22 protein-coding genes, 2 tRNA genes and 2 rRNA genes are annotated in these 24680 nt (G+C 33.9%); 24 read left to right on the top strand and 2 right to left on the bottom strand.

The window, feature by feature from the left end; translation table 11 throughout:
* Positions 1–47: 47 nt before the first annotated feature.
* On the bottom strand, positions 48–1898 hold the full coding sequence (locus tag ACZ49Z_RS00925; RefSeq protein ID WP_464306327.1) for a CocE/NonD family hydrolase: 1851 nt from the start codon (positions 1896–1898) through the stop codon (positions 48–50).
* Between the two features lie 139 nt (positions 1899–2037).
* On the opposite strand from ACZ49Z_RS00925, the gene ACZ49Z_RS00920 reads away from it, so the two are divergent.
* The 16 genes from ACZ49Z_RS00920 (at position 2038) to ACZ49Z_RS00845 (ending at position 13922) form a co-directional block, all read left to right on the top strand.
* Positions 2038–3168: a glycosyltransferase family 2 protein gene (locus ACZ49Z_RS00920; protein WP_464306326.1), complete on the top strand. Its 1131-nt coding sequence runs from the start codon at positions 2038–2040 to the stop codon at positions 3166–3168.
* 81 nt (positions 3169–3249) lie between these two features.
* Entirely contained in the window at positions 3250–4575 is a 1326-nt protein-coding gene (locus tag ACZ49Z_RS00915) for a dihydrolipoamide acetyltransferase family protein (protein WP_464306325.1), read from the top strand.
* Between the two features lie 83 nt (positions 4576–4658).
* Complete coding sequence (locus ACZ49Z_RS00910) at positions 4659–5603, top strand: YARHG domain-containing protein (RefSeq protein ID WP_464306324.1); 945 nt, start codon at positions 4659–4661, stop codon at positions 5601–5603.
* Positions 5604–5612: 9 nt separating this feature from the next.
* Positions 5613–6290: a DUF2306 domain-containing protein gene (locus ACZ49Z_RS00905; protein ID WP_464306323.1), complete on the top strand. Its 678-nt coding sequence runs from the start codon at positions 5613–5615 to the stop codon at positions 6288–6290.
* Entirely contained in the window at positions 6271–7041 is a 771-nt protein-coding gene (locus ACZ49Z_RS00900; RefSeq protein ID WP_464306322.1) for an exonuclease domain-containing protein, read from the top strand. The genes ACZ49Z_RS00905 and ACZ49Z_RS00900 overlap by 20 nt, the downstream gene beginning before the upstream one ends.
* 78 nt (positions 7042–7119) lie before the next feature.
* Complete coding sequence (locus ACZ49Z_RS00895; RefSeq protein ID WP_464306321.1) at positions 7120–7731, top strand: fumarylacetoacetate hydrolase family protein; 612 nt, start codon at positions 7120–7122, stop codon at positions 7729–7731.
* Positions 7732–7743: 12 nt separating this feature from the next.
* Entirely contained in the window at positions 7744–8094 is a 351-nt protein-coding gene (locus tag ACZ49Z_RS00890; RefSeq protein ID WP_464306320.1) for an Hpt domain-containing protein, read from the top strand.
* 5 nt (positions 8095–8099) lie between these two features.
* Positions 8100–9347, top strand: a complete 1248-nt coding sequence (locus ACZ49Z_RS00885) for a CinA family nicotinamide mononucleotide deamidase-related protein (protein WP_464306319.1) — start codon at positions 8100–8102, stop codon at positions 9345–9347.
* Positions 9348–9426: 79 nt separating this feature from the next.
* Positions 9427–9663: a 50S ribosomal protein L28 gene (gene rpmB, locus ACZ49Z_RS00880; RefSeq protein ID WP_464306318.1), complete on the top strand. Its 237-nt coding sequence runs from the start codon at positions 9427–9429 to the stop codon at positions 9661–9663.
* Between the two features lie 26 nt (positions 9664–9689).
* A complete protein-coding gene (rpmG, locus tag ACZ49Z_RS00875) occupies positions 9690–9872 on the top strand; it encodes a 50S ribosomal protein L33 (RefSeq protein ID WP_026714106.1) in 183 nt (60 codons plus the stop codon).
* Between the two features lie 8 nt (positions 9873–9880).
* Positions 9881–10033: a DUF4295 domain-containing protein gene (locus ACZ49Z_RS00870; protein WP_113988621.1), complete on the top strand. Its 153-nt coding sequence runs from the start codon at positions 9881–9883 to the stop codon at positions 10031–10033.
* 92 nt (positions 10034–10125) lie between these two features.
* Entirely contained in the window at positions 10126–11079 is a 954-nt protein-coding gene (gene ftsY, locus ACZ49Z_RS00865) for a signal recognition particle-docking protein FtsY (RefSeq protein WP_464306317.1), read from the top strand.
* A 15-nt stretch (positions 11080–11094) separates the two neighbouring features.
* A complete protein-coding gene (locus tag ACZ49Z_RS00860; RefSeq protein WP_464306316.1) occupies positions 11095–11784 on the top strand; it encodes a hypothetical protein in 690 nt (229 codons plus the stop codon).
* Between the two features lie 124 nt (positions 11785–11908).
* Positions 11909–12502, top strand: coding sequence for a DUF1684 domain-containing protein (locus ACZ49Z_RS00855; RefSeq protein ID WP_464306315.1), 594 nt, complete (start codon positions 11909–11911; stop codon positions 12500–12502).
* The gene (locus ACZ49Z_RS00850; RefSeq protein WP_464306314.1) at positions 12502–13149 is read left to right on the top strand and encodes a TatD family hydrolase; all 648 of its coding nucleotides are present in this window, start codon (positions 12502–12504) and stop codon (positions 13147–13149) included. The genes ACZ49Z_RS00855 and ACZ49Z_RS00850 overlap by 1 nt, the downstream gene beginning before the upstream one ends.
* A gap of 56 nt (positions 13150–13205) precedes the next feature.
* A complete protein-coding gene (locus ACZ49Z_RS00845; protein ID WP_464306313.1) occupies positions 13206–13922 on the top strand; it encodes a tRNA threonylcarbamoyladenosine dehydratase in 717 nt (238 codons plus the stop codon).
* Positions 13923–13960: 38 nt separating this feature from the next.
* Here ACZ49Z_RS00845 and ACZ49Z_RS00840 read toward each other — a convergent pair whose 3' ends face one another.
* Complete coding sequence (locus ACZ49Z_RS00840; protein WP_464306312.1) at positions 13961–14284, bottom strand: YbaB/EbfC family nucleoid-associated protein; 324 nt, start codon at positions 14282–14284, stop codon at positions 13961–13963.
* Between the two features lie 66 nt (positions 14285–14350).
* Between ACZ49Z_RS00840 and ACZ49Z_RS00835 the strand changes: the two genes are divergently transcribed.
* The 8 genes from ACZ49Z_RS00835 to ACZ49Z_RS00800 all read left to right on the top strand — a co-directional run bounded on the left by ACZ49Z_RS00835 (position 14351) and on the right by ACZ49Z_RS00800 (position 24664).
* The gene (locus tag ACZ49Z_RS00835; RefSeq protein ID WP_464306311.1) at positions 14351–16483 is read left to right on the top strand and encodes a S9 family peptidase; all 2133 of its coding nucleotides are present in this window, start codon (positions 14351–14353) and stop codon (positions 16481–16483) included.
* A 75-nt stretch (positions 16484–16558) separates the two neighbouring features.
* Positions 16559–17599 carry a PLP-dependent cysteine synthase family protein gene (locus ACZ49Z_RS00830; protein WP_464306310.1) on the top strand — a complete coding sequence of 347 codons (1041 nt, stop codon included), beginning with the start codon at positions 16559–16561 and terminating at the stop codon, positions 17597–17599.
* Between the two features lie 98 nt (positions 17600–17697).
* Positions 17698–18288 carry a TetR/AcrR family transcriptional regulator gene (locus ACZ49Z_RS00825; RefSeq protein WP_464306309.1) on the top strand — a complete coding sequence of 197 codons (591 nt, stop codon included), beginning with the start codon at positions 17698–17700 and terminating at the stop codon, positions 18286–18288.
* A 52-nt stretch (positions 18289–18340) separates the two neighbouring features.
* Positions 18341–19171, top strand: a complete 831-nt coding sequence (locus ACZ49Z_RS00820; protein WP_464306308.1) for an alpha/beta hydrolase — start codon at positions 18341–18343, stop codon at positions 19169–19171.
* Between the two features lie 606 nt (positions 19172–19777).
* Positions 19778–21294: ribosomal RNA gene (locus ACZ49Z_RS00815) — 16S ribosomal RNA — on the top strand.
* 84 nt (positions 21295–21378) lie between these two features.
* A tRNA-Ile gene (locus tag ACZ49Z_RS00810) sits at positions 21379–21452 on the top strand.
* Between the two features lie 91 nt (positions 21453–21543).
* A tRNA-Ala gene (locus tag ACZ49Z_RS00805) sits at positions 21544–21617 on the top strand.
* A gap of 175 nt (positions 21618–21792) precedes the next feature.
* Positions 21793–24664 (top strand): 23S ribosomal RNA (locus ACZ49Z_RS00800).
* Together the 16S and 23S rRNA genes with 2 tRNA genes alongside form the textbook arrangement of a ribosomal RNA operon.
* Positions 24665–24680 lie beyond the last annotated feature (16 nt).

Below are 24680 nucleotides of genomic sequence, written 5' to 3'. Positions count from 1 at the left end.
TGAGGTAAAGAATTTGATTTCGGATTTTAAAAACTGAGTTTCATTTTCTATTTCAAAACTTCTACTTCAATAAAACTATCATTGAATACTTTGATAAAAGCTTTAGTATAATCTTCTTTAGTAGTTAAATAATTATTTTCTAAAAATTTCTGTGGGTTAACAGCAATCATAGGATACCAAGTACTTTGAATTTGAATTTGAATTTTGTGTCCTTTTTTGAAGGTATGTAAAACATCTTGTAATCTAAAGTTAACTTCTGTAGTTTCATTTGGATTTAATGCTTCTGGTTTTTCAAAACTATTTCTAAAGCGGGCAGGCATAACTTCGCTACGCACCATTTGATGGTAATTTGCATAAATTACATCGGGTTTGTCTTTGTTTTCTGGCTCGTCTAGCGGATAAATATCAATTAACTTAACAACAAAATCAGCATCTGTAGAAGAAGAAGCAATTTTCAACTTTGCCATAATTTCTCCAGCTAAAGTAATATCATCTGTTAAGTAATCGGTAGTAAAAGTTACTACGTCTGGGCGGCTTAAAGCAAAACGCTGGTCTTCACTCATGTAATTTCTAGGAGTAAAGCCGTTATAATCTGAGTAGTTCACACTACTTGGAACAGGGTTATTCGGGTCACTGTAATATTCGCTGTGAGCAGATTTTTCTGGTTTATTTAATTCTAATTTTCCATTTGAACTCAAATAAAAATTACGTTTTGTTGCTTGTTTTGGTGGCCAATTAGCAAACTCGTTCCATTCCTTTTTACCAGTGTCATACATATAAGCTTCGGGTAAACCTACTGCTGTTTTAGCATCTCCTTTTAAATAATGTGTAAAGAATTTATACTCAATGTTCTTTTGATAAAAAGTAGCAATGCTGTCCCCAAAATAAATATCATTATGAAAATGTTTTCCTTTTTCACGACTCCAACCACCATGTGAAAAAGGTCCCATTACAATCGTGTTTTTTGCTTTTGGACTTGTTTTTTCTATTGCTTTGTAAATGTTTAAAGGCCCAGCTAAATCTTCTGCATCAAACCAACCACCAACAGTCATTACAGCATGATTAATGTTTTTCAAGTGAGGTAATAAATTTCTTTTTTGCCAGAAACTGTCATAATTTGGATGTTCTATAATTTCTTGCATAAAGAAATTGTCTTTGTAGTATTTGTCAGATGCTTCTTTAATAGTTCCTAATTCATTATAAAATACAGATCCATCTTCAGAAGTTGGGGTAATAAAATCTTTCATGTACCAATGTTCTCCAGTAGCCTTGTCTTTTTGTATTCCAAAAACAGGAAATGTTCTAAAATAGCCCATAATAAAAGCTCCATTATGGTGGAAGTCATCAAAAAAGAAATCCGATATTGGGGCTTGTGGAGAAGAAGCAACTAAAGCGGGATGATTAGCTAATGCTCCAACTGCAGTATAAAAACCAGGGTATGAAGTTCCATATTGACCTATTTTTCCATTGTTGTGTTTAATATTCTTAATAAGCCATTCAATAGTGTCGTATGTGTCTGTACTTTCGTCAATATTTGTTTTGTTTTTGTGTTCCACTTGTGGAGTCATATTGGTAAATGTTCCTTCACTCATGTAACGACCTCTAACATCTTGATAAACAAAAATGTATTTATCATTTAATAAAAATTGATTTGGTCCTAATGATTTTGGAAACTTATTCTCACCATATGGAGCAACACTGTAACATGTTCGTTGCATTAAAAATGGATATTTATTATCTTTTGATATGTCTTTCGGAGTATAGATAACTGTAAAGAGTTTTATACCATCTCTCATAGTAATATATACTTCTTTTTTGTCATAATTTAAAGCAATGTTTTCTTGTGAAAATGTGTTTAAGGATATGAAAAGAAGTAATAGTCTAATAAAAAATTTCATACGATTGTTTTTGATGATTTTAATGTCTAATTGATTCATGTTTAATGTTTCGAAAGATATTAAGAAAATTTGAATAATTTAAATTCTAGGATTAGTTATTGTTCTTTTAAAACTGGGTAAGAATTTCTATATTCGCAGCATGCAACTAACTGTTATTATACTCAATTATAATGTCCGGTATTTCCTAGAACAATGTGTTTTAAGTGTTCAAAAAGCACTTCAAGATATTGATGGAGAAATTATTGTCGTAGATAATGATTCTAAAGACGATAGTTGTGAAATGATGAAACGTCAATTTCCTACGGTGAAGTTGATAGAGAATAAAGCAAATTTAGGTTTTCCCAAAGGGAATAATATTGCAGTAGCAGAAGCAAAAGGGAAATATATTTGCATCTTAAATCCAGATACTGTTGTAGCAGAAGATACATTTACTAAAATTCTGAATCCAGAAAATTGGGCTTTGCACACAGGAATTATTGGTTGTAAGTTAATAGATGGTACTGGTAATTTTTTGCCAGAAAGTAAAAGAGGAGTTCCTACTCCTTGGGTTGCCTTTACAAAAATTTTCGGATTATATAAGGTCTTTCCTGGTTTAAGCTTGTTTAATAAATATTATGCACAACATATTAATGAGAATGAATCTGGAGAAGTTGCTATCTTAGTAGGTGCTTTTATGATTATGGAGAGAAAGCTCTATTTGGAAGTAGGTGGTTTTGATGAGAATTGTTTTATGTATTCAGATGATATCGATTTGAGTTATATGATAAAAAAGCTTGGAAAAACAAATTTCTATTTTCACGAGACAACCGTCATTCATTATAAAGGAGAAAGTACTGTTAGAGATGGAACCTATATGAAGCGTTTTCAAGAAGCAATGCAATTTTTTTATGCAAAGCATTTTAAAAGATCAGTCGTTTTTGATGTAATGATGAAAACAGGGAGTTTTGTCTTTAGCTTTTTCAAAAAAAAGCAACAAAAAAATAAAATAAAAACAATAGATGAATATATCTTTTTTTCTAAAACGAAAACTTTATTAAATTTGCCAAAACCAACAAGATTGATAACTAGTTTTGAAGGGTTTAAAATAGATGAAAATAAAAATATTGAGATTATTTTTGATGTAAAATCATTTTCATATAAGGAAATTATAAAATTTATGATTGAGAATAAATCAAAGAAAATAACATTTAAGAATTATTTTAGCAATTCAAATTATATAATTGGTAGCAATAATTCAAATGATAGAGGAGAAGTTGTAAAATTGAAATAATTTACGACATTCATTATAAAAAGATGTAAAAATTAGTATTTTTGCAAATCAAATACAAAAACACAACGATAGTTTAATAATATGGCAAAATTTGAATTGAAGTTACCTAAAATGGGTGAGAGTGTTGCAGAAGCAACTGTAACCAATTGGTTGAAAAACGTTGGCGATAAAATTGAAATGGATGAAGCAGTACTTGAAATTGCTACGGATAAAGTAGATAGTGAAGTGCCTTCTGAAGTTGCAGGAACACTTGTTGAAATTCTTTTTAATACCGATGATGTTGTTCAAGTAGGGCAAACAATTGCCATAATTGAGACAGAAGGTGAAGGAGAAGTTGCAACACAAGTTGAAGTTGCGACTCCGGTAGCTGAAATTGAAAAAACTATTGAAGTGGCTAAAGATGTTGTAGCTGTTTCTGAAGATTATTCAGGTTCGGATAAGTTCTTCTCTCCTTTAGTGAAAAATATTGCAAAAGAAGAAGGTGTTACTTTGCAAGAATTAGAAACCATAGAAGGTTCTGGTAAAGGTGGTAGAGTCAATAAAGAAGATATTTTAAAATATATAGAGAACAGAGGTACTCAGCCGGTTGCCGTAGCTGCACCAGTTGTAGAAACACCTGCACCTGTAGCAGTTCAAAAAACAGCTCCCGTGGTTCAAAGCCAAACTGTAGCTCCAGTAACACCTGTTTCTGTAAATGGAGGAGATGAAATTATAGAAATGGACAGAATGCGTAAGCTAATTTCTAAATACATGGTAGAATCTGTTCAAACATCTGCACATGTTCAATCCTTTATAGAAGTAGATGTTACTAATATTGTTAAATGGAGAGAAAAAATTAAAAACTCTTTTGAAAAGAGAGAAGGTGAAAAATTAACCTTTACCCCAATATTCATGGAAGTTGTAGCTAAGGCGTTAAAAGATTTTCCTGGAATGAATATTTCTGTAGATGGTGATTTTATCATTAAAAAGAAAAATATTAATTTAGGAATGGCTGCTGCATTACCAAATGGAAACTTGATTGTTCCTGTAATTAAAAACGCAGATCAGTTAAATCTTGTAGGAATGGCTAAAGCAGTAAACGATTTAGCAAACAGAGCAAGAAATGGAAAATTAAAACCAGACGACACACAAGGTGGAACATACACTGTGACCAATGTTGGTACTTTTGGTTCTGTATTTGGAACACCAATTATCAATCAACCACAAGTAGGTATTTTGGCTTTGGGTGCTATTAGAAAAGTACCTGCAGTTATTGAAACACCAGAAGGAGATTTTATAGGTATTCGTCAAAAAATGTTCTTGTCTCATTCTTATGATCATAGAGTCGTAGATGGAGCGCTTGGAGGAAGTTTTGTGAAAAGAGTGGCAGAATACTTAGAGGCTTGGGATATTAATCGTGAGGTTTAATAAGAATATAAAAAAAGATTAAATTTATGACAGGCTTTTTTAAGTCTGTCATTTTTTTGTAAATACAGTAAAAGGGAATGTATATGAAATATTTGTTTTTGTTACTATTAGGGATTAGTTTTTATAGTTGTAAAGAGGCAATTAAAGATGTTGCTCCAGAAATTGAAAACCCAGCAGAAGGCGAATCAATTTCTCAGATTGATTTATCAACCTTTAATCAAAATTTAAAAGTCAATACTACAGATGATTTGTTGGGTTATTGGGTGGGGTGGTTTGAGCCTTTGGAAGATGATTATGAAAAGAACAAATACACTGGAGAACATATTGCTTATGATATGAGTAATAAAATAACTATATCCATAGATAAGATAACAGGTAATTTCGTTGAAGGTCATTCTGTAGTTGCAGGTAATGATCGACCATTTTCAGGTTCGTTACATTTTGTGGATGAGAGTTATGTTTTTGAAGTGAAAGAACCAGGAGATGATAAGTATGATGGTGAATTTAATTTTGGAATAGGAAAAAATGACAGTGTTATTTCTGGAAAATGGAAGGCCTATAAAAAGGTAGAAACACAAGAAAGAAAATATAATTTAACCAAAAAGATATTTTTTTATAATCCGAATAATAAGTTGAGCAATGTATATGTGGATTGGGAAAAGAAAAAATCTAAGATGGTTCAAGTAGAATATGATGGGGATGTTGAAGACTATCTTCAAGAAGAATATTTTGCAACAACACAAAAAGTTTTTAATTTGAATCCTTCTTCAACTGTATTGACTAAAAATGATGTGGAGAATTTATCTAAAGCAGATATTTATGTTTTAAGAAATTCAATTTATGCAAAACATGGATATTCCTTTAAAAACCGTCAATTGAGAGCTTTTTTCGACAAACATGAATGGTATATTCCTGTACATACTAATATAAAAGAGGAGCTGACGGAAATAGAAAAAAATAATATTAAGTTATTATTAATTTATGAGAAAAATGCCGAAGAGTATTATGATGAATTTGGAAGAGGTTAGTGGTTTTAGATGGGAAAAAAGGTAGAAGTAAATATAAAATTTAGAGGTTTATTGAAGTTTTTACTTCTCGTTATCTATGGATATTTTACGTATCTTCTGTTGTTGATAACAATTCAATATATACCCATTGATTATAATGTGGCTTTTTTAAGAGTAAAGTATGAAGAAATTCAATTTTTGTATTACAAATTAGCCTTTTTTGTTCATGTATATTCTAGTATTTTTTTATTGTTTATCGGATGGATGCAGTTTTCGAAAAGTATTCGATTAAAATATAAAAATCTTCATATTGGAGTTGGAAAGTTATATGTTTTTCTAATTCTAATTCTTTCTGGGCCTTCGGGTTTAATAATGAGTTATCATGCAAATGGGGGAATTGTTGCTAAAATTGCTTTTGTATTGCTTTCTATATTTTGGATTTTTTTCACTTATCTTAGTTATTATTACGCTAGAAAACATGATTTTGAAAATCATGTAAAGTTTGCAATCCGAAGTTTTGCACTAACATTATCTGCTATTTCTCTTAGATTGTTTAAATTCATTATTGTATTTTTGCTCCAAACACCACCAATGGATACCTATAGAATTGTTTCTTGGTTAGGATGGACTTTTAATTTAATAATAGCAGAAGTTATACTATTTTATCTTCTAAAAAATAAAAATATAAATGGAACTAAAACTGAATAGACCGATTTGTTTTTTTGATCTTGAGACTACTGGAATTGATGTTGCTAGAGATCGAATTGTAGAGATTTCTGTGTTTAAAGTATTTCCAAATGGGAATAAAGAAAGTAAAACATGGTTGGTTAATCCAACAATTCCAATTCCACCTCAAACTACAGCAGTTCATGGAATTACAGATGAGAAAGTAGCTAATGAACCAACATTTAAAGAATTGGCTCCTCATGTATATAATATGATTAAAGATTCAGATTTAGCTGGGTTTAATTCTGACCGTTTCGATATCCCTCTTCTTGCAGAAGAATTACTTCGTGCGGGAGTAGATTTTGATATGAAAAACAGAGTTTCTGTAGATGTTCAGACTATTTTTCATAAAAAAGAAGAAAGGACACTTAGTGCGGCCTATAAGTTTTACTGTAACCAAAGTTTAGAAAATGCACATAGTGCAGAAGCTGATACAATGGCGACCTATGAGATTTTAAAAGCGCAGTTAGACAAGTATGAAGATTTAGATAATGATGTGAAATTATTATCCGAATATACAACCCGAAAAAAAACAGTTGACTTTGCTGGATTTATAGTTTTAAACAAAGATGAAAAAGAAGTGTTTTCATTTGGAAAGCACAAGGGGCAACTTGTTGAGGAGATATTGGAAAAAGAGCCAGGTTATTACAGCTGGTTACAAAATGCAGATTTTCCACTATATACTAAAAAGGTTTTGACTGCAATTAAATTAAGAAAATTAAATACTAAATAGTTGGTAACATGTAAAGAGAGGAAAGTGATTAGTGAGACTTTTCTAATTACCAGTTATTAATAGCAAATTACTTAGATAATGAAAATCATTTGTATTGGTCGAAATTATACCGACCATATTTCGGAATTAAATAATGAAAGGCCAAGTGAGCCGGTAATTTTTTTAAAGCCAGATACTGCTGTTTTGCCTAAAAAGAACCCATTCTATATCCCTGAATTTAGTAACGATGTGCATCATGAAGTGGAAATTTTGGTAAAAATAAGTAAAGTAGGCCGTTATATTAATGAAAAATTTGCTCATAAATATTACGAAGAAATTGGTTTGGGGATAGATTTTACAGCAAGAGACTTGCAAAACGAATTAAAAAGCAAAGGGTTGCCTTGGGAGAAAGCAAAAGCTTTTGACCATTCAGCGATTATTGGTGCCTTTTTACCGAAAAAATCGTTTGAATCATTAGAAAATGTTAACTTTGAGTTGAGGAGTAATGGGGTTGTTGTTCAGTCTGGAAATACTTCTTTGATGCTTTGGAAAGTTGATGAAATAATAGCATATGTTTCTCAGTTTTTTACTTTAAAAAAAGGAGATATAATATTTACAGGAACACCAAAAGGTGTAGCGGCTGTAAAAGAAGGAGATGTGCTCGAAGGATATGTAGAAAACAACCAGATGTTTAAAATTCAAGTTAAATAATAATAATAATTTATGGCATTGCAATACAATTTATCTAAAGTGTATGAAATTTCGGAAAATGACATTGATTTTGCACTTCAAATTGTAAATCTTTTTTTGTTAGAAGTTCCCGTAGAAATCAAATCTATAAAGGTTGGAATAGAGGAAAAAGATTTTTCAAGAGCCTATGCTGCTGCACATAAAATAAAACCATCTCTGGATTTATTAGGGATGGATTTAGCCTATGAAGAAAATCTTCAAATTATGACGTGGGCTAAAACAGAAGGAAAAAAGAAGGAGATAAAAGAGGTTTATAAGTCATTAAAAGAAAGAGTCGATTTGGCAATTAAAGAGTTGAAAAAAGACTTTAAAATACAATCATAAAAAATATGAATGCCTCAATTGTGACTATTGGAGATGAAATTCTAATAGGTCAAATAATAGATACAAATTCCTCATATATTGCTAAAGCGCTTGATAAAATAGGTATTTCAATTAAAGAAATGCTTTCTATTTCAGATGAAAAACAGCAAATATTAAACACATTGAATTTACTTCAAAATAAAGTTGATTTAGTAATTATTACAGGAGGTTTAGGACCTACAAAAGATGATATTACTAAAAAAACTTTTTGTGAGTATTTTAATGATGAACTTGTTGAAGATGAAAAAGTGCTTTTGCATGTTAAAGAATTAATTGAAGGTTTTTATAAAAGACCAATTTCTCAAATAAATAAAGAGCAAGCTTTAGTGCCTTCCCAAGCAACTGTGCTTTTTAATAAAATGGGAACGGCTCCTGGGATGTGGATTCAAAAAGAAAATACAATATATGTTTCTTTACCTGGAGTTCCGTATGAAATGAAATATTTGATAGATGAGGTTATAGTGCCTAAGTTAATTTCTGAATACAATAGGGCTTCGATAGTGCATAAAACAATCATGACTTATGGAAGAGGGGAAAGTTTAATTGCAGAACAGATTGAAGAATGGGAGAATAATTTGCCAGCTCATATTAAATTGGCATATTTGCCTTCGCCAGGAAAAGTAAGATTGAGGTTGTCAACTTCTGGAACAGATGAGAAAGTTCTGAATGAAGAAATAGATAAGGAAGTTAAAAAGTTACATAGTATTATTGGAGATATAATTGTTGGAACTGAAAGTGATGAGCCAATAGAGAATGTGCTAAGTACTATCTTTAAAGAGCAAAAACTTACATTGGCACTTGCGGAAAGTTGTACAGGAGGAAAGATTGCACAGCTAATAACAGCTATTTCTGGAGCTTCAAGTTTTTTTAAAGGAGGTGTAGTAACCTACGCAACCGAAACCAAAATTAATGTGCTTGGTGTTTCTGAAAAATTAATCGAAAAGCATTCTGTAGTGAGTGGTTTTGTTGCTGAAGCTATGGCGATGCAAGCTAAGAAGGTTTTTAATTCAGATTATGCTATTGCAACAACAGGAAATGCTGGTCCAGAAAAAGGGGATTCTATTGCTGAAATAGGAACTGTTTTTATCGCTTTAGCAACCCCAAATGGAGTGTTTTCAGAAGAATTTAATTTTGGTCAACCAAGAGAGAAAGTTATTGGTAGAGCGGTTAATAAAGCTTTTGAAATTTTATATAAAGAAATTTTAAAAAAATAACAAAACAAAGTTGTGTAATTCATTTCAATTTTGTTACTTTGCACCCTGATTTTGAATAACGAAAAAAAGATTGTAAATAATGTCAAGAGTTTGTGAACTTACAGGTAAAAGAGCAATGGTAGGGAACAATGTTTCTCACGCTATGAATAAAACTAAGAGAAAATTCTCTGTTAATTTATTTAAAAAGCGTTTTTATATTGCGGAAGAAGACAGATGGGTAACTTTAAAAGTATCTGCATCTGCATTAAAGTCAATAAATAAAAAAGGTATTGCTGCTGTCTTAAAACAAGCAAAGGCAAATGGATTAGTAAAGTAATCCTTAAATCATAATAATATACAAAGATGGCAAAGAAAGGAAATAGAATTCAGGTAATTTTAGAGTGTACTGAGCATAAAGCTTCAGGTGTAGCGGGAACTTCTCGTTATATTACTACTAAGAATAAAAAGAATACTCCAGATAGATTAGAGATTAAAAAGTTTAATCCAATCTTAAAGAAAGTAACTGTTCATAAAGAAATTAAATAATATAAGTCATGGCAAAGAAAACCGTAGCAACTTTACAAACAGCTTCTAAGAGATTAACTAAAGCGATTAAAATGGTTAAATCTCCAAAAACAGGTGCATACACATTCGTAGAATCTGTAATGGCTCCTGAATTAGTTGATGAATTCTTAAAAAAGAAATAATTCTTTTTTTTTAAATATATAGAAAAGCTACTTTCGTTTGAAAGTAGCTTTTTTATTTTTACATTTGTTACTAAATTTTAAGAATTATAAAAATGAATTTTTTTAGAAAAATTTTCTCTTCGGAAAAAAAAGAAACTTTAGATAAAGGATTAGAGAAATCTAAGACTACTTTTTTTTCAAAGTTAACTAAGGCTGTTGCGGGTAAATCTACTGTGGATGACGAGGTTTTAGATAATCTTGAAGAAATTTTAGTGTCTTCTGATGTTGGTGTCAATACAACCTTGAAGATTATTGAACGTATTGAGAAAAGAGTTGCGTCAGATAAGTATTTAGGGACTCAAGAGTTAAATCAAATTCTTAGAGAAGAAATAGCAAGCTTATTATCTGAAAACAACTTAGGAAATGATACAGATTTTACTATTCCTTCAACAAAAAAGCCTTATGTTATAATGGTGGTTGGTGTAAATGGAGTTGGAAAGACAACAACAATAGGGAAGTTAGCCTATCAGTTTAAAAAAGCTGGTTTTAAAGTAGTCTTGGGAGCAGCAGATACTTTTAGGGCTGCTGCAATAGATCAGTTGCAAATCTGGGCTGATAGAGTTGGTGTTCCAATTGTGCGTCAACAGATGGGAAGTGATCCAGCATCTGTAGCTTTTGACACATTGCAATCTGCTGTTTCTCAAGATGCAGATGTGGTTATTATTGACACAGCAGGACGTTTGCATAATAAAGTGAATTTAATGAATGAGCTTTCTAAAGTAAAACGTGTAATGCAAAAGGTGGTAGAGGAAGCTCCGCATGATGTGATGCTTGTTTTGGATGGTTCTACTGGGCAAAACGCTTTTGAGCAAGCAAAACAATTTACTGCTGCAACTGAAGTCTCAAGTTTGGCTGTTACAAAATTGGATGGTACAGCAAAAGGAGGTGTGGTAATTGGTATTTCAGATCAGTTCAAGATTCCAGTTAAATATATTGGAGTTGGAGAAGGAATTGAAGATTTACAGGTTTTCAATAAGTTTGAGTTTGTAGATTCCTTTTTTAAATAATCAACGTAAAGATTTATGAAAATTTTTAGTTTGCTTTTTTTATTTCTAACGTTAAATTCAAAAGTAGTTCATAAATCTTGTACTGTTGAATTTTTGGAAAGTTATAATCAAGTCAAAATAAAAATTGAAAAAGAGAGAGTGGGACTTTTGGCTTCTAATGCTGATTTTTTAGCTATTTCAGAATCTTTTGAAGATAACTTAATAAATAAAATAATTCCTTTTTGGTGCGGTACTAAATGGGCGTTTGATGGTTATTCTAATGTGCCTAATAAAGGAGAGATTGCTTGTGGGTATTTTGTTTCAAAAACATTAAAACACATGGGGTTTAATCTTAATAGATATAAATTAGCGCAACAGTTGCCAATTAATGAGGCTTATAGTTTGTCGTTATCGGGAGAAGTGCAGAATATAAATGGACAAAGTTTTAAGGAAGTTGTTGATGAGTTTTATAAAGTATTAAATGACGGTGTTTATTTTATTGGGGTTAATAGGAATCATGTTGGTTTTTTATTTCGTAAATCAAACGAAATATTTTTAATTCATTCCAATTATTTTTCAGGATTTGTTGAAATGGAACGAATTGAAGAGTCTCAAGTTATGAAGTGTTTTAATAATTTTTATCTTACTCCTTTGTCAGAAAATAAGGAACTTATGCAAAGGTGGGTTAGGGGTTTGGAAATTAAAGTAATATCATCATATGAGTGATTTTTTTGAATAAAATTATGAAAAACACCTCTTTCGGGTGTTTTTTTATGCTTTAGTTTTAGAAAGTATCCGTTTTGTAATTGAGTAAAATAGAAATTATTTATTTTTGTAAAAAAAAAATATCATGTATAAGTTCTTTTTTGTATTCTTTTTTTTGAATGTTTTGTTTGCGCAGCAAAATGAAATAGATGAAGTTTATGAGTTTCAAAAAAACATGAATGAAGAATTTTTAGATTCTTTAAAAAGTCCTTTAACAAATGAAGATAGAACAGTTTTTGAGTCCTTAGATTTTTATCCAATTAATGAAGAGTTTATTGTTGAAGCAAATTTTATTTTGTCAAAAAAACAAAAGACCTTTAAAATGAAAACTTCTACGGAGCGAACACCAATCTATAAGAAGTTTGGAGAGCTTCATTTTCAGATTAAAGGAAGAAAATTTGTTTTAAATGTATATCAAAATATACAGCTTTCACGACGACCTGGTTTTAAAGACTATTTGTTTCTCCCATTTTCGGATTTAACAAATGGAAATGAAACATATATAGGTGGAAGATATATAGATATGCGAATTCCTACAACTAACAAAGTGATAATTAATTTTAATAAAGCTTATAATCCTTATTGCGCTTATAACTATAAGTATTCCTGTCCTATAGTTCCTCTAGAAAACGATTTAGATATTGCTATTGAAGCAGGAGTAAAGAAATTTCATGACTGATGAGTTTGATTAATTTGCATACACATACTTTTTTTAATGAAACTTCAGTTCTAGAAGTTGTTAATCAATATCCTTGGGAGTTTAATCAATCTATCCCTAAATATTCAATTGGAATTCATCCTTGGTATATTAACGAAGATAGGCTAAGTCTTGATTTGAGATGTATAGGTGAAAAATTACAATTGAAAGAATGTTTGGCGTTAGGGGAATGCGGACTAGATAAACGTATTGAAACTCCTATTGAAATTCAAACAAAAGTATTCAAACAGCAGATTGAGATCGTTCAAAAGACATCAAAACCAATAATTTTGCATTGTGTTGCAGCTTATCAGGAGATGATCGCAATAAAAAAAGAAATGAATATAGAAAATTCAATGGTAATCCATGGATTTTCTAAAAACATTCAAGTAGCAAATTCACTTTTGGATAATGGATTTTATTTGTCTTTCGGAAAATATTTATTGAGGAACCCTGAATTAGCTGCTGTTTTTAAAGAGATTCCTAATAATAGAATTTTTCTTGAAACTGATACAATTGAAGAAAATATTGAAGAGGTCTATAAAAAAGCAGCACAAATAAAAAAAATAACATTAGAAGAATTGAAGATAATTGTAGGGAACAATTTTAAAAGAGTATTCAATTCATAATTTAAAACTATTTAAAATAAAACTATTTAAAATAAAACTTTAAACAAAAAAAATTAATGGCAAAGTGGCAAGAAAGAGCAGAATTATTATTTAAAGAAGACGGGATGAAAAAATTGACTAATGCAAATGTATTAGTCGTAGGCTTGGGAGGAGTTGGTAGTTTTGCTGCTGAATTCTTGGCAAGAGCAGGAGTTGGTAAGATGACTATTGTTGATGGTGATACAGTAGATATTACAAATATAAATCGTCAATTGCCTGCTTTACATTCTACTGTAGGTCAACCAAAGGTTAAGATTGTAGGTGATAGATTATTGGATATAAATCCAGAACTAAAGCTTGTTAGGATTGAAGAATTTCTATCTCCTGAACGTGCTTATGAAGTTGTTACTACAGATTTTGATTATGTTTTGGATTGTATTGATAGTGTTACACCAAAATTAAACCTTATTCTTGCTGCAAAACGAAAAAAAGTTAAAGTTATAAGTAATATGGGAGCTGGTGGTAAGTATGAAGCAAGTAAAGTAAGAGTTAGAGATATAAGTAAAACGGAATATTGTCCATTAGCAAAAAATATTCGTAGAAGATTGAAAGCAGAAGGTATAAGTAAAGGAGTTAAAGCAGTTTATTCTGTAGAAAAACCTGATGCGGCTAGTGTAAAATTAACTGATGGGACAAACTTTAAAAAATCATTTTATGGTACTAATAGTTGGATGCCTGCGTTATTTGGTCTTCACGCTGCAGAAACTGTTGTTAAATATTTAGTGAAAAAGTAGAGAAAAAAGGGATGGTTTTAGAACTATCCCTTTTTGTTTTATTTAAACATGTCCATTCCAGGAATATTTGGCATACCTTCCTTTGCTACAGCTGCTAGCTCAGCTTCATTAACATTTGTTGCTTTTTCAATTGCTTTGTTTAAAACAGTCACTAAATAATCTTCAAGCATTTCCTTATCTTGTAATAAATCATCACTCAAAGTTATAGATTTGATTTTTCTATTTGCTGTTAAAGTTACTTCGAGCAAGCCGTCACTGCTTTTTTCATCTATTAAAACAGTATCGAGTCTTTTTTTTGTTGCCTCTACTTTTTCTTGGGTTTCTTTTAATTTGCCCATCATACCCATAATATCTCCAAACATAGTATTTAAATTTTTTTATTGTTGCAAAAATAGTAAATTAGCTGTTAACTTTAAATGTATAACTTCATGAAAAAATTTTCATATTGTGCTATCATTTCTCTTATTTTTGCTACTTCATGTAAAGATAAAAAAGAAGAAATGAAATTAAATATTCAACCGCCTATTGCAAAAATAGTCCCTCATACATTAGAAAAACACGGAGATATTCGCACAGATAATTATTTTTGGTTAAATAACAGAGAAGATAAAGAAGTAATAGATTATTTAAACAAAGAAAATGAGTATTATGAAAAAATGACTGCTCATACCAAACCATTACAAGACGATTTGTTTAAAGAAATGAAAGCCAGAATTAAAGAAGATGACTCTTCTGTGCCTTATCTATATAATGGGTATTATTATATTACTCGATTTGAAACTGGAAAAGATTATCCGATCTACTCAAGAAAAAAAGGAAGCCTAAATGCAAAAGAAGAAATAATGTTCGATTGCAATGAAATGGCAAAAGGGCATGCTTATTTTAATCTGACTGGATTAAGTGTAAGCGAAGATAATAAATGGGTGAGTTTTGGTGTCGATTTAGTGTCTAGAAGGCAATATGTTATTCAAATTAAGAACCTTGCTACAGGTGAAATTTTGCCAGAAAAAATTGAAAATACAACAGGTGGAAGTACTTGGGCTAGCGATAATAAAACTTTGTTTTATACAAAAAAAGATCCAAAAACATTACGTTCAGATATGATTTTTAAGCATTTGTTGAATACTAATGTAAAAAAAGATGAACTAGTTTTTCATGAAAAAGATGATACATTTGCCACTTTCATATACAAAGAAAAATCTAAAAAGTATCTAGTTATTGGTTCAAGTAGTACACTAACATCAGAATACCAAATTCTTGAAGCAAACAACCCTAATGGTGAATTTAGAGTGTTTCAAAAAAGAACAAGAGGGTTGGAATATAGTATTTCGCATTATGGTGATAGTTTTTATATTGTTACTAATAAAGATAAAGCCACAAACTTTAAATTGATGAAGACCAATGAAAATAATACAAAAATGGAAAATTGGTCGGAGGTTATACCTCACAGAAATGATGTGTTGCTTGAAGGTGTCGATATTTTTAAAGATTATTTAGTAGTAGAAGAAAGGTCAAATGGATTAAATAAAATACAAATTCGTCCTTGGAGTGGTGATGGTGCTTATTATCTGCCGTTTGAAAGTGAAACATACACAGCCTATACAACCACAAATGTAGATTTTGATACAGATGTACTTAGATATGCTTATCAATCATTAACAACACCTTCGTCTGTTATTGATTTCAATATGAAGACAAAACAGAAAACTATTTTAAAAGAACAAGAAGTTTTGGGTGGGAAATTTGATAAAAAGAATTATATAGAAGAAAGAATTTGGGCAACGGCAACAGATGGTACAAAAGTTCCAATTTCAATGGTCTATAGGAAAGGAATGAAAAAAAATGGATCTAATCCATTGCTTTTATATGCTTATGGTTCCTATGGTGCTTCAATGGACCCCTACTTTTCTACTACTCGTTTAAGTTTGTTAGATCGAGGGTTTATCTATGCTATTGTACATGTTAGAGGAGGGGAAGATTTAGGAAGACAGTGGTATGAAGATGGAAAATTGTTAAAAAAGAAAAATACTTTTACAGATTTTATCGATTGTTCGAAATTTGTGATTGCTCAAAATTATACGTCTCCCAACCATTTGTATGCAGAAGGAGGTTCAGCAGGTGGGCTTTTAATGGGGGCTATAGTAAATATGGCACCAGAATTGTATAATGGAGTAATTGCACAAGTTCCTTTTGTAGATGTTGTAACAACAATGTTAGATGACTCAATACCATTAACTACTGGGGAGTATGATGAATGGGGGAATCCAAATGAAAAAGAATATTATGAATATATGAAATCATATTCACCGTATGATAATGTAAGAGTTCAAGCCTATCCTAATATGTTTGTTTCAACAGGTCTACATGATTCTCAAGTCCAATATTGGGAACCAGCGAAATGGGTTGCAAAGATAAGAGCGTTAAAAAATAATAATAAATTATTATTTATGCATACTAATATGGATGCAGGGCACGGTGGAGCTTCAGGACGTTTTGAAGCATTGAAAGATGTGGCCAAAGAGTTTAGTTTTTTGTTAGATTTGGAGAAAATTAAGGAGTAGTTAAATTTTTTTGTTAAATTTGCAGGGTTTTGGGGCTTAAAAAAAGAGACATCATTCCCCACTAATATAGTTTTTATGAAAGAAGAAATAAATGCCTACAATAATATTTTGGAATTAATTGGTAATACACCACTAATTAAATTAAATAAAGTAACAGAAAATATAGAAGGTAATTTTTATGCTAAAGTAGAAGCTTTTAATCCAGGGCACTCTACGAAAGATAGAATTGCACTTTATATAATTAATGAGGCAGAGCGAAGAGGGATTCTTAATCCTGGTGACACTATTATAGAAACTACATCAGGGAATACAGGTTTTAGTTTGGCTATGGTGAGTATTATTAAAGGTTATGATTGTATTCTTGCAGTAAGTTCTAAATCCTCTAAGGATAAAATTGATATGTTAAGGGCAATGGGGGCAAAAGTTTATGTTTGTCCAGCTAATGTTTCTGCCGATGACGAAAGATCATATTATAATGTAGCAAAACGTTTGCATGAAGAAACAAAAGGATCAATATATATAAATCAATATTTTAATGATTTAAATATGGATGCACATTATAACACTACAGGTCCAGAAATTTGGGAACAAACAAAAGGTAAGATAACGCACTTAGTAGCTTGTAGTGGAACAGGAGGAACAATTTCTGGTACAGCTCGTTTTTTGAAAGAGAAAAACCCTAACATTAGAATTCTTGGTGTAGATGCTTTTGGGTCAGTATTAAAAAAATATCATGAAACAAAAGAATTTGATAATAAAGAAATTTATCCTTACCGAATTGAAGGTTTGGGTAAAAACTTAATCCCTACAGCAACTGATTTTGAAATGATAGACAAGTTTATGAAAGTTTCTGATGAAGATAGTGCTCATACAGCAAGGGAAATTGCTAGAACTGAAGGACTTTTTGTAGGGTATACTTCAGGAGCTGCAATGCAAGCGATTAAGCAATTTGGAGAAGAGGGAGAATTTACTTCTGAAAGTAATGTAGTGGTTGTTTTCCCAGATCACGGTTCTCGATATATGAGTAAGGTTTTTAGTGATGATTGGATGAGAGATCAAGGCTTTTTTGATAGTATAAATAACGAAGAAGCACAAAAAATTGAGATTATCAAATAATAAATAGAATGGTGTATAAAGCTCTGAGGTGACTCAGAGTTTTTTTTTTTTTTTTTTTTTTTTTTGAATAATTCGATACCAATCGGTATCTTTGTTTTATGAAGAAATCAGATTTAACAAAAAACAGGATAATAATTGAATCAAGTAACTTGTTTAATACACAAGGATATAAAAGCACTTCATTAAGTGAAATTACAGAAGCGAGCGGGTACACAAAAGGTGCGATATATAGGCATTTTGAAAATAAAGAAGCTTTGGAAGTTGAATCTTTAGAATATATGTCAAAGTTGGTTTTGAAATCATTAAATGATAGAATTAAAAATGAGGCTAATGTATTTGATAAATTAAATGTACTTTTTGATTTTTTCTGTTCTTATGTTAATGATCCTATTGTTAAAGGTGGGTGTCCTTTGTTGAATGCTGCAATTGAGGTTGATGAAACTGAATCTATTTTAAAATATAAAGCAAAAAGTTTTTTATTATTAGTTAAAAAATCAATTAATAAAATACTTATAAACGGGGTGGAACATAATCAATTAAAATCTGATATAGATGTGGAGTTAACTTCGACTTTAGTGATAGCAAGTCTTGAGGGTGCGATTATGATGAGTAAGTTGAGTAATACAAATACAGATTTAAAATTAATTTCTGATTTTTTAAAAAAATATATCGAGTCATATAAAAAGTAAATTTTTTTAAATATAAAAATACCAATCGGTATCATAGAAAAGTAATAAGTAAATGAAAAAAATAGTTATGAAATCAACAGGGGTGTATTTAAATACCTTGGCGTATGTTAGTCCAAAATTGTTGAAGAAAAGGGGATATGAATTATTTTGTAATCCTCTAGCTAAAAAAATAAAGCCCCATCAGTTGGAGTTTTTGCAAACCTCTGAAATGTTTAGTTTTATTTTTGAAGAGAAAAGGATGCAGGGGTATAGATGGGGAGATGGTTCAAAAAAAATAGTGCTTATACACGGTTGGGCTAGTAATGCTTTTAGGTGGAAAAAAATAATTGAAAAGTTAGTAAAAGATGATTTTACTGTTTATGCTTTTGATGCTCCGGGGCATGGTCTGTCGGAAGGAAAACTGTTAAATTTGTTAATCTATAAAAATTGTTTAAATGTATTTTTGCAACATGTTGGAAAAATTGATTATGCTATTGCGCATTCAGTTGGTGGTTTTGTGCTTCAGTATATGTTGTTTGATGATAAGGTTGTTGGGTTAAGGAAGGTAGTTATAATGGGGGCGCCTGGAGAGGCAAATGATTTTTTTGATTTTTATGAGCAGATTCTTTCTCTTAAGGGAAAAACAACTAAATTAATTATAGAGGAGTTTGAAAATAGGTTAGGTTATCATCCTTCTTATTTTTCTGCAAAAAAATTTGCTAAAGAGATTGATATACCTGTATTATTGATTCATGATAAATATGATAGTGATACGAATCCTAATTATACTGAAGAATTGTCTCGAATAATAAAGAATAGTAAATTAATAATGACAGAAGGTTTGGGGCATAATTTAAAATCAAATGAGTTGGATTGTCAGATAGTTGATTTTATTAATGAATAATTAAGTAGCTGCTTTGTGTAAAAGTATAAAACTATATTTTGTTTAATAGAAAAAGTTTTTTCAGGATTCAAGAGAATTGTCTTTAAGAGTATAGAGTTTAAAAAAAAAAAGTTTTTATTGTAAGTAATTGAAAATTAAAGCACTAAAAAATATATTTAAAAATAGTTTCAAAAACATTAGGAAACTAATAAAAAGTGACTACTTTTGCACCCGCATTACCGCAGAGGTTCTTTGGTAGATTAATGAAGATAAAACGAGAGTTTTGGGTTTTTAAGAAAAGAAAAAAAATATTTTCAAAAAAGCTTGTCGGAATTAAAAAACTAATTATCTTTGCACCCCGCAAAACAGGCGAAGTTCAGATATATATTGAGTGAGATTTAAGATAAAAAAAATATCAAATAAATCTTGTGAGATTAAAAAGAAGGTTGTAGTTTTGCAGCCGCTAACACAGAGACGCAAGTTTTGGAGTTAGAGGTTTAAAATACGAAAGACACGTTCATAGACATATTGAATTGACAGCATAATTTAGAGTGATTTAAATTATAAAAATAAGAGAGTAGAGGCGAATTAAATACACTAGTTTTTATCGTACAATATAAAAAATATACGATGAAGAGTTTGATCCTGGCTCAGGATGAACGCTAGCGGCAGGCCTAACACATGCAAGTCGAGGGGTAGAGGAAGCTTGCTTCCTTGAGACCGGCGCACGGGTGCGTAACGCGTATGCAATCTACCTTGTACAGGGGGATAGCCCAGAGAAATTTGGATTAATACCTCATAGTATTATTGGAAGGCATCTTCTGATTATTAAAGTTCCAACGGTACAAGATGAGCATGCGTCCCATTAGTTAGTTGGTAAGGTAACGGCTTACCAAGACGATGATGGGTAGGGGTCCTGAGAGGGAGATCCCCCACACTGGTACTGAGACACGGACCAGACTCCTACGGGAGGCAGCAGTGAGGAATATTGGACAATGGGCGCAAGCCTGATCCAGCCATGCCGCGTGCAGGATGACTGCCCTATGGGTTGTAAACTGCTTTTATACAGGAAGAAACACCTCTACGAGTAGAGGCTTGACGGTACTGTAGGAATAAGGATCGGCTAACTCCGTGCCAGCAGCCGCGGTAATACGGAGGATCCAAGCGTTATCCGGAATCATTGGGTTTAAAGGGTCCGTAGGCGGCCTTATAAGTCAGTGGTGAAATCTCCTAGCTCAACTAGGAAACTGCCATTGATACTGTAGGGCTTGAATTTTTAGGAAGTAACTAGAATATGTAGTGTAGCGGTGAAATGCTTAGATATTACATGGAATACCAATTGCGAAGGCAGGTTACTACTAATGGATTGACGCTGATGGACGAAAGCGTGGGTAGCGAACAGGATTAGATACCCTGGTAGTCCACGCCGTAAACGATGGATACTAGCTGTTCGGATTTTATCTGAGTGGCTAAGCGAAAGTGATAAGTATCCCACCTGGGGAGTACGCACGCAAGTGTGAAACTCAAAGGAATTGACGGGGGCCCGCACAAGCGGTGGAGCATGTGGTTTAATTCGATGATACGCGAGGAACCTTACCAGGGCTTAAATGGGAGACGACGTTATTGGAAACAGTAATTTCTTCGGACGTCTTTCAAGGTGCTGCATGGTTGTCGTCAGCTCGTGCCGTGAGGTGTCAGGTTAAGTCCTATAACGAGCGCAACCCCTGTCGTTAGTTGCCAGCGAGTGAAGTCGGGAACTCTAACGAGACTGCCGGTGCAAACCGTGAGGAAGGTGGGGATGACGTCAAATCATCACGGCCCTTACGTCCTGGGCCACACACGTGCTACAATGGCCGGTACAGAGAGCAGCTACATGGTGACATGATGCGAATCTTCAAAACCGGTCTCAGTTCGGATCGGAGTCTGCAACTCGACTCCGTGAAGCTGGAATCGCTAGTAATCGGATATCAGCCATGATCCGGTGAATACGTTCCCGGGCCTTGTACACACCGCCCGTCAAGCCATGGAAGCTGGGGGTACCTGAAGTCGGTGACCGTAAGGAGCTGCCTAGGGTAAAACTAGTAACTGGGGCTAAGTCGTAACAAGGTAGCCGTACCGGAAGGTGCGGCTGGAACACCTCCTTTCTAGAGAAAGATATAGATTAGTGTTTTATATAGCATTTACTCTCGCTGTTGGTTCAAATAATACAATAAAACTTAAAGAAACAGAGTCTCGTAGCTCAGCTGGTTAGAGTACTACACTGATAATGTAGGGGTCGGCAGTTCGAGTCTGCCCGGGACTACTATTTTAAAGTTTTAAGAGGAAATTCTAGAGGTTTGCTAACCGTTTTAAGTAGTGTTAACTAAAAACTGTTAACTGATCACTAAAGAAACGGGGGATTAGCTCAGCTGGCTAGAGCGCCTGCCTTGCACGCAGGAGGTCATCGGTTCGACTCCGATATTCTCCACTATTCGAGTGAATAGTGAATAGTGAAAAGTATTAGTGAAAACTAGTTACTAATTACTAAGGACTAATTATTAGAAAACCGTTCATTGACATATTGAGAAAAGAAAAAATAAAAATATAATAGAAAGCACAAATTTCGGGTGTTGTATAGTATATAACACTTGATAAAACAAGTACAATAAGCAAAATAAGGGCGTATGGGGAATGCCTAGGCTCTCAGAGGCGAAGAAGGACGTGATAAGCTGCGAAAAGCTACGGGGATTGGCACACACGAATTGATCCGTAGATATCCGAATGGGGCAACCCACTATGTTGAAGACATAGTATCCGATAGGAGGCAAACCCGCTGAACTGAAACATCTAAGTAGGCGGAGGAGAAGAAAACAAAAGTGATTCCGTAAGTAGTGGCGAGCGAACGCGGATTAGCCCAAACCAGAGTTGTTACGGCAATTTTGGGGTTGTAGGACCACGAGATTTCTTTTGGATTGAATTAGAATAACCTGGAAAGGTTAACCAAAGAGGGTGATAGTCCCGTATAAGTAAGAGAAGATAAGGATAGTGGTATCCTGAGTAGCGCGGGGCACGTGAAACCCTGTGTGAAACTGGCGGGACCATCCGCTAAGGCTAAATACTCCTGAGAGACCGATAGTGAACCAGTACCGTGAGGGAAAGGTGAAAAGAACCGTGAATAACGGAGTGAAAAAGATCCTGAAACCATACGCTTACAAGCGGTCGGAGCCCTTTCGTGGGGTGACGGCGTGCCTTTTGCATAATGAGCCTACGAGTTACCGTTGCTGGCAAGGATAAGTACTTCAGGTATGGATCCGTAGCGAAAGCGAGTCTGAATAGGGCGCCTGAGTCAGTAATGGTAGACGCGAAACCGTGTGATCTACCCATGGGCAGGATGAAGCTTTGTTAACCCAAAGTGGAGGTCCGAACCCGTTGACGTTGAAAAGTCTTGGGATGACCTGTGGGTAGGGGTGAAAGGCCAATCAAACTCGGAAATAGCTCGTACTCCCCGAAATGCATTTAGGTGCAGCGCTAAATTAGTTATATAGAGGTAGAGCTACTGATTGGATGCGGGGGTTTCACCACCTACCAATTCCTGACAAACTCCGAATGCTATATAATGATTTTTAGCAGTGAGGGCATGGGTGCTAAGGTCCATGTCCGAGAGGGAAAGAACCCAGACCATCGGCTAAGGTCCCCAAATGTATACTAAGTTGAAAAAACGCGGTTTGTCTGCCCAGACAGCTAGGATGTTGGCTTGGAAGCAGCCATTCATTTAAAGAGTGCGTAACAGCTCACTAGTCGAGCGGACGAGCATGGATAATAATCGGGCATAAGTATACTACCGAAGCTATGGACTCTACGGAGTGGTAGGGGAGCATTCTAAATTGGGTTGAAGGTGATATGTGAGTATTGCTGGACTATTTAGAAAAGAAAATGTAGGCATAAGTAACGATAATGCGGGCGAGAAACCCGCACACCGAAAAACTAAGGTTTCCACAGCTATGCTAATCAGCTGTGGGTTAGTCGGGTCCTAAGGCGCATCCGAAAGGAGAAGTCGATGGCCAACGGGTTAATATTCCCGTACTACTTATAATTGTGATGGAATGACGGAGTGATGAAAGCACCGCGAACTGACGGAATAGTTCGTTGAAGTATTTAGCTATAAGATCTATAGGCAAATCCGTAGATTTTGGTGATATACGATAGTACTCGGCGTCTTCGGACAAAGGGATAGTGTGCCTAAGGGCTTCCAAGAAAAGTTTCTAAACTTAGATTATAAGTACCCGTACCGTAAACCGACACAGGTAGTTGAGGAGAGAATCCTAAGGTGCTCGAGAGATTCATGGCTAAGGAATTAGGCAAAATAGACCTGTAACTTCGGGAGAAAGGTCGCCAGCAGTAATGCTGGCCGCAGTGAAAAGGTCCAGGCGACTGTTTATCAAAAACACAGGGCTCTGCAAAATCGTAAGATGAAGTATAGGGCCTGACACCTGCCCGGTGCTGGAAGGTTAAGAGGAGATGTTATCTTCGGAGAAGCATTGAATTGAAGCCCCAGTAAACGGCGGCCGTAACTATAACGGTCCTAAGGTAGCGAAATTCCTTGTCGGGTAAGTTCCGACCTGCACGAATGGTGTAACGATCTGGACACTGTCTCAGCCATGAGCTCGGTGAAATTGTAGTATCGGTGAAGATGCCGATTACCCGCAGTGGGACGAAAAGACCCTGTGCACCTTTACTATAGCTTAATATTGACCTTGGACACGTGATGTGTAGGATAGGTGGGAGACTATGAAGTGGCGTCGCTAGGCGTTGTGGAGTCATTGTTGAAATACCACCCTTTGCTTGTCTGAGGCCTAACCCCGCAAAAGTGGGGGACATTGTTTGGTGGGTAGTTTGACTGGGGTGGTCGCCTCCAAAAGAGTAACGGAGGCTTCTAAAGGTTCCCTCAGCACGCTTGGTAACCGTGCGTAGAGTGCAATGGTATAAGGGAGCTTGACTGAGAGACATACAGGTCGATCAGGTACGAAAGTAGAGCATAGTGATCCGGTGGTTCCGTATGGAAGGGCCATCGCTCAAAGGATAAAAGGTACGCCGGGGATAACAGGCTGATCTCCCCCAAGAGCTCATATCGACGGGGGGGTTTGGCACCTCGATGTCGGCTCGTCACATCCTGGGGCTGGAGAAGGTCCCAAGGGTTGGGCTGTTCGCCCATTAAAGTGGCACGCGAGCTGGGTTCAGAACGTCGTGAGACAGTTCGGTCTCTATCTACTGTGGGCGTTAGAAATTTGAATGGATCTGATTCTAGTACGAGAGGACCGAATTGGACAAACCTCTGGTGTATCTGTTGTTCCGCCAGGAGCACTGCAGAGTAGCTACGTTTGGAAGGGATAAGCGCTGAAAGCATATAAGCGCGAAACCCACCATAAGATGAGATTTCTTTTAAGGGTCGTGGAAGATGACCACGTTGATAGGCTATAGATGTAAAGGCAGTAATGTCATAGTCGAGTAGTACTAATAACCCATAAGCTTATGTACGTATTCCTGCACCGTA

This window comes from Flavobacterium sp. KY-23415, from assembly GCF_055384985.1.
The sequence above is the reverse complement of the archived record's forward strand: the minus strand, read 5'-3'. Positions and strand labels throughout refer to the sequence as shown.

What these genes read in the sequence shown, in the direction of transcription:
- ACZ49Z_RS00900 (WP_464306322.1), top strand. Translation starts at nt 6,271, where the DNA reads ATGGAACTAAAACTGAATAGACCGATTTGTTTTTTTGATCTTGAGACT.
- rpmG (WP_026714106.1), top strand. Translation starts at nt 9,690, where the DNA reads ATGGCAAAGAAAGGAAATAGAATTCAGGTAATTTTAGAGTGTACTGAG.
- ACZ49Z_RS00825 (WP_464306309.1), top strand. Translation starts at nt 17,698, where the DNA reads ATGAAGAAATCAGATTTAACAAAAAACAGGATAATAATTGAATCAAGT.
- ACZ49Z_RS00850 (WP_464306314.1), top strand. Translation starts at nt 12,502, where the DNA reads ATGAGTTTGATTAATTTGCATACACATACTTTTTTTAATGAAACTTCA.
- ACZ49Z_RS00820 (WP_464306308.1), top strand. Translation starts at nt 18,341, where the DNA reads ATGAAAAAAATAGTTATGAAATCAACAGGGGTGTATTTAAATACCTTG.
- ACZ49Z_RS00905 (WP_464306323.1), top strand. Translation starts at nt 5,613, where the DNA reads ATGGGAAAAAAGGTAGAAGTAAATATAAAATTTAGAGGTTTATTGAAG.
- ACZ49Z_RS00915 (WP_464306325.1), top strand. Translation starts at nt 3,250, where the DNA reads ATGGCAAAATTTGAATTGAAGTTACCTAAAATGGGTGAGAGTGTTGCA.
- ACZ49Z_RS00855 (WP_464306315.1), top strand. Translation starts at nt 11,909, where the DNA reads ATGTATAAGTTCTTTTTTGTATTCTTTTTTTTGAATGTTTTGTTTGCG.
- ACZ49Z_RS00925 (WP_464306327.1), bottom strand. Translation starts at nt 1,898, where the DNA reads ATGAAATTTTTTATTAGACTATTACTTCTTTTCATATCCTTAAACACA.
- ACZ49Z_RS00920 (WP_464306326.1), top strand. Translation starts at nt 2,038, where the DNA reads ATGCAACTAACTGTTATTATACTCAATTATAATGTCCGGTATTTCCTA.
- ACZ49Z_RS00830 (WP_464306310.1), top strand. Translation starts at nt 16,559, where the DNA reads ATGAAAGAAGAAATAAATGCCTACAATAATATTTTGGAATTAATTGGT.
- ACZ49Z_RS00840 (WP_464306312.1), bottom strand. Translation starts at nt 14,284, where the DNA reads ATGTTTGGAGATATTATGGGTATGATGGGCAAATTAAAAGAAACCCAA.
- ACZ49Z_RS00870 (WP_113988621.1), top strand. Translation starts at nt 9,881, where the DNA reads ATGGCAAAGAAAACCGTAGCAACTTTACAAACAGCTTCTAAGAGATTA.
- ACZ49Z_RS00890 (WP_464306320.1), top strand. Translation starts at nt 7,744, where the DNA reads ATGGCATTGCAATACAATTTATCTAAAGTGTATGAAATTTCGGAAAAT.
- ACZ49Z_RS00845 (WP_464306313.1), top strand. Translation starts at nt 13,206, where the DNA reads ATGGCAAAGTGGCAAGAAAGAGCAGAATTATTATTTAAAGAAGACGGG.
- ACZ49Z_RS00910 (WP_464306324.1), top strand. Translation starts at nt 4,659, where the DNA reads ATGAAATATTTGTTTTTGTTACTATTAGGGATTAGTTTTTATAGTTGT.
- ftsY (WP_464306317.1), top strand. Translation starts at nt 10,126, where the DNA reads ATGAATTTTTTTAGAAAAATTTTCTCTTCGGAAAAAAAAGAAACTTTA.
- ACZ49Z_RS00835 (WP_464306311.1), top strand. Translation starts at nt 14,351, where the DNA reads ATGAAAAAATTTTCATATTGTGCTATCATTTCTCTTATTTTTGCTACT.
- rpmB (WP_464306318.1), top strand. Translation starts at nt 9,427, where the DNA reads ATGTCAAGAGTTTGTGAACTTACAGGTAAAAGAGCAATGGTAGGGAAC.
- ACZ49Z_RS00895 (WP_464306321.1), top strand. Translation starts at nt 7,120, where the DNA reads ATGAAAATCATTTGTATTGGTCGAAATTATACCGACCATATTTCGGAA.
- ACZ49Z_RS00860 (WP_464306316.1), top strand. Translation starts at nt 11,095, where the DNA reads ATGAAAATTTTTAGTTTGCTTTTTTTATTTCTAACGTTAAATTCAAAA.
- ACZ49Z_RS00885 (WP_464306319.1), top strand. Translation starts at nt 8,100, where the DNA reads ATGAATGCCTCAATTGTGACTATTGGAGATGAAATTCTAATAGGTCAA.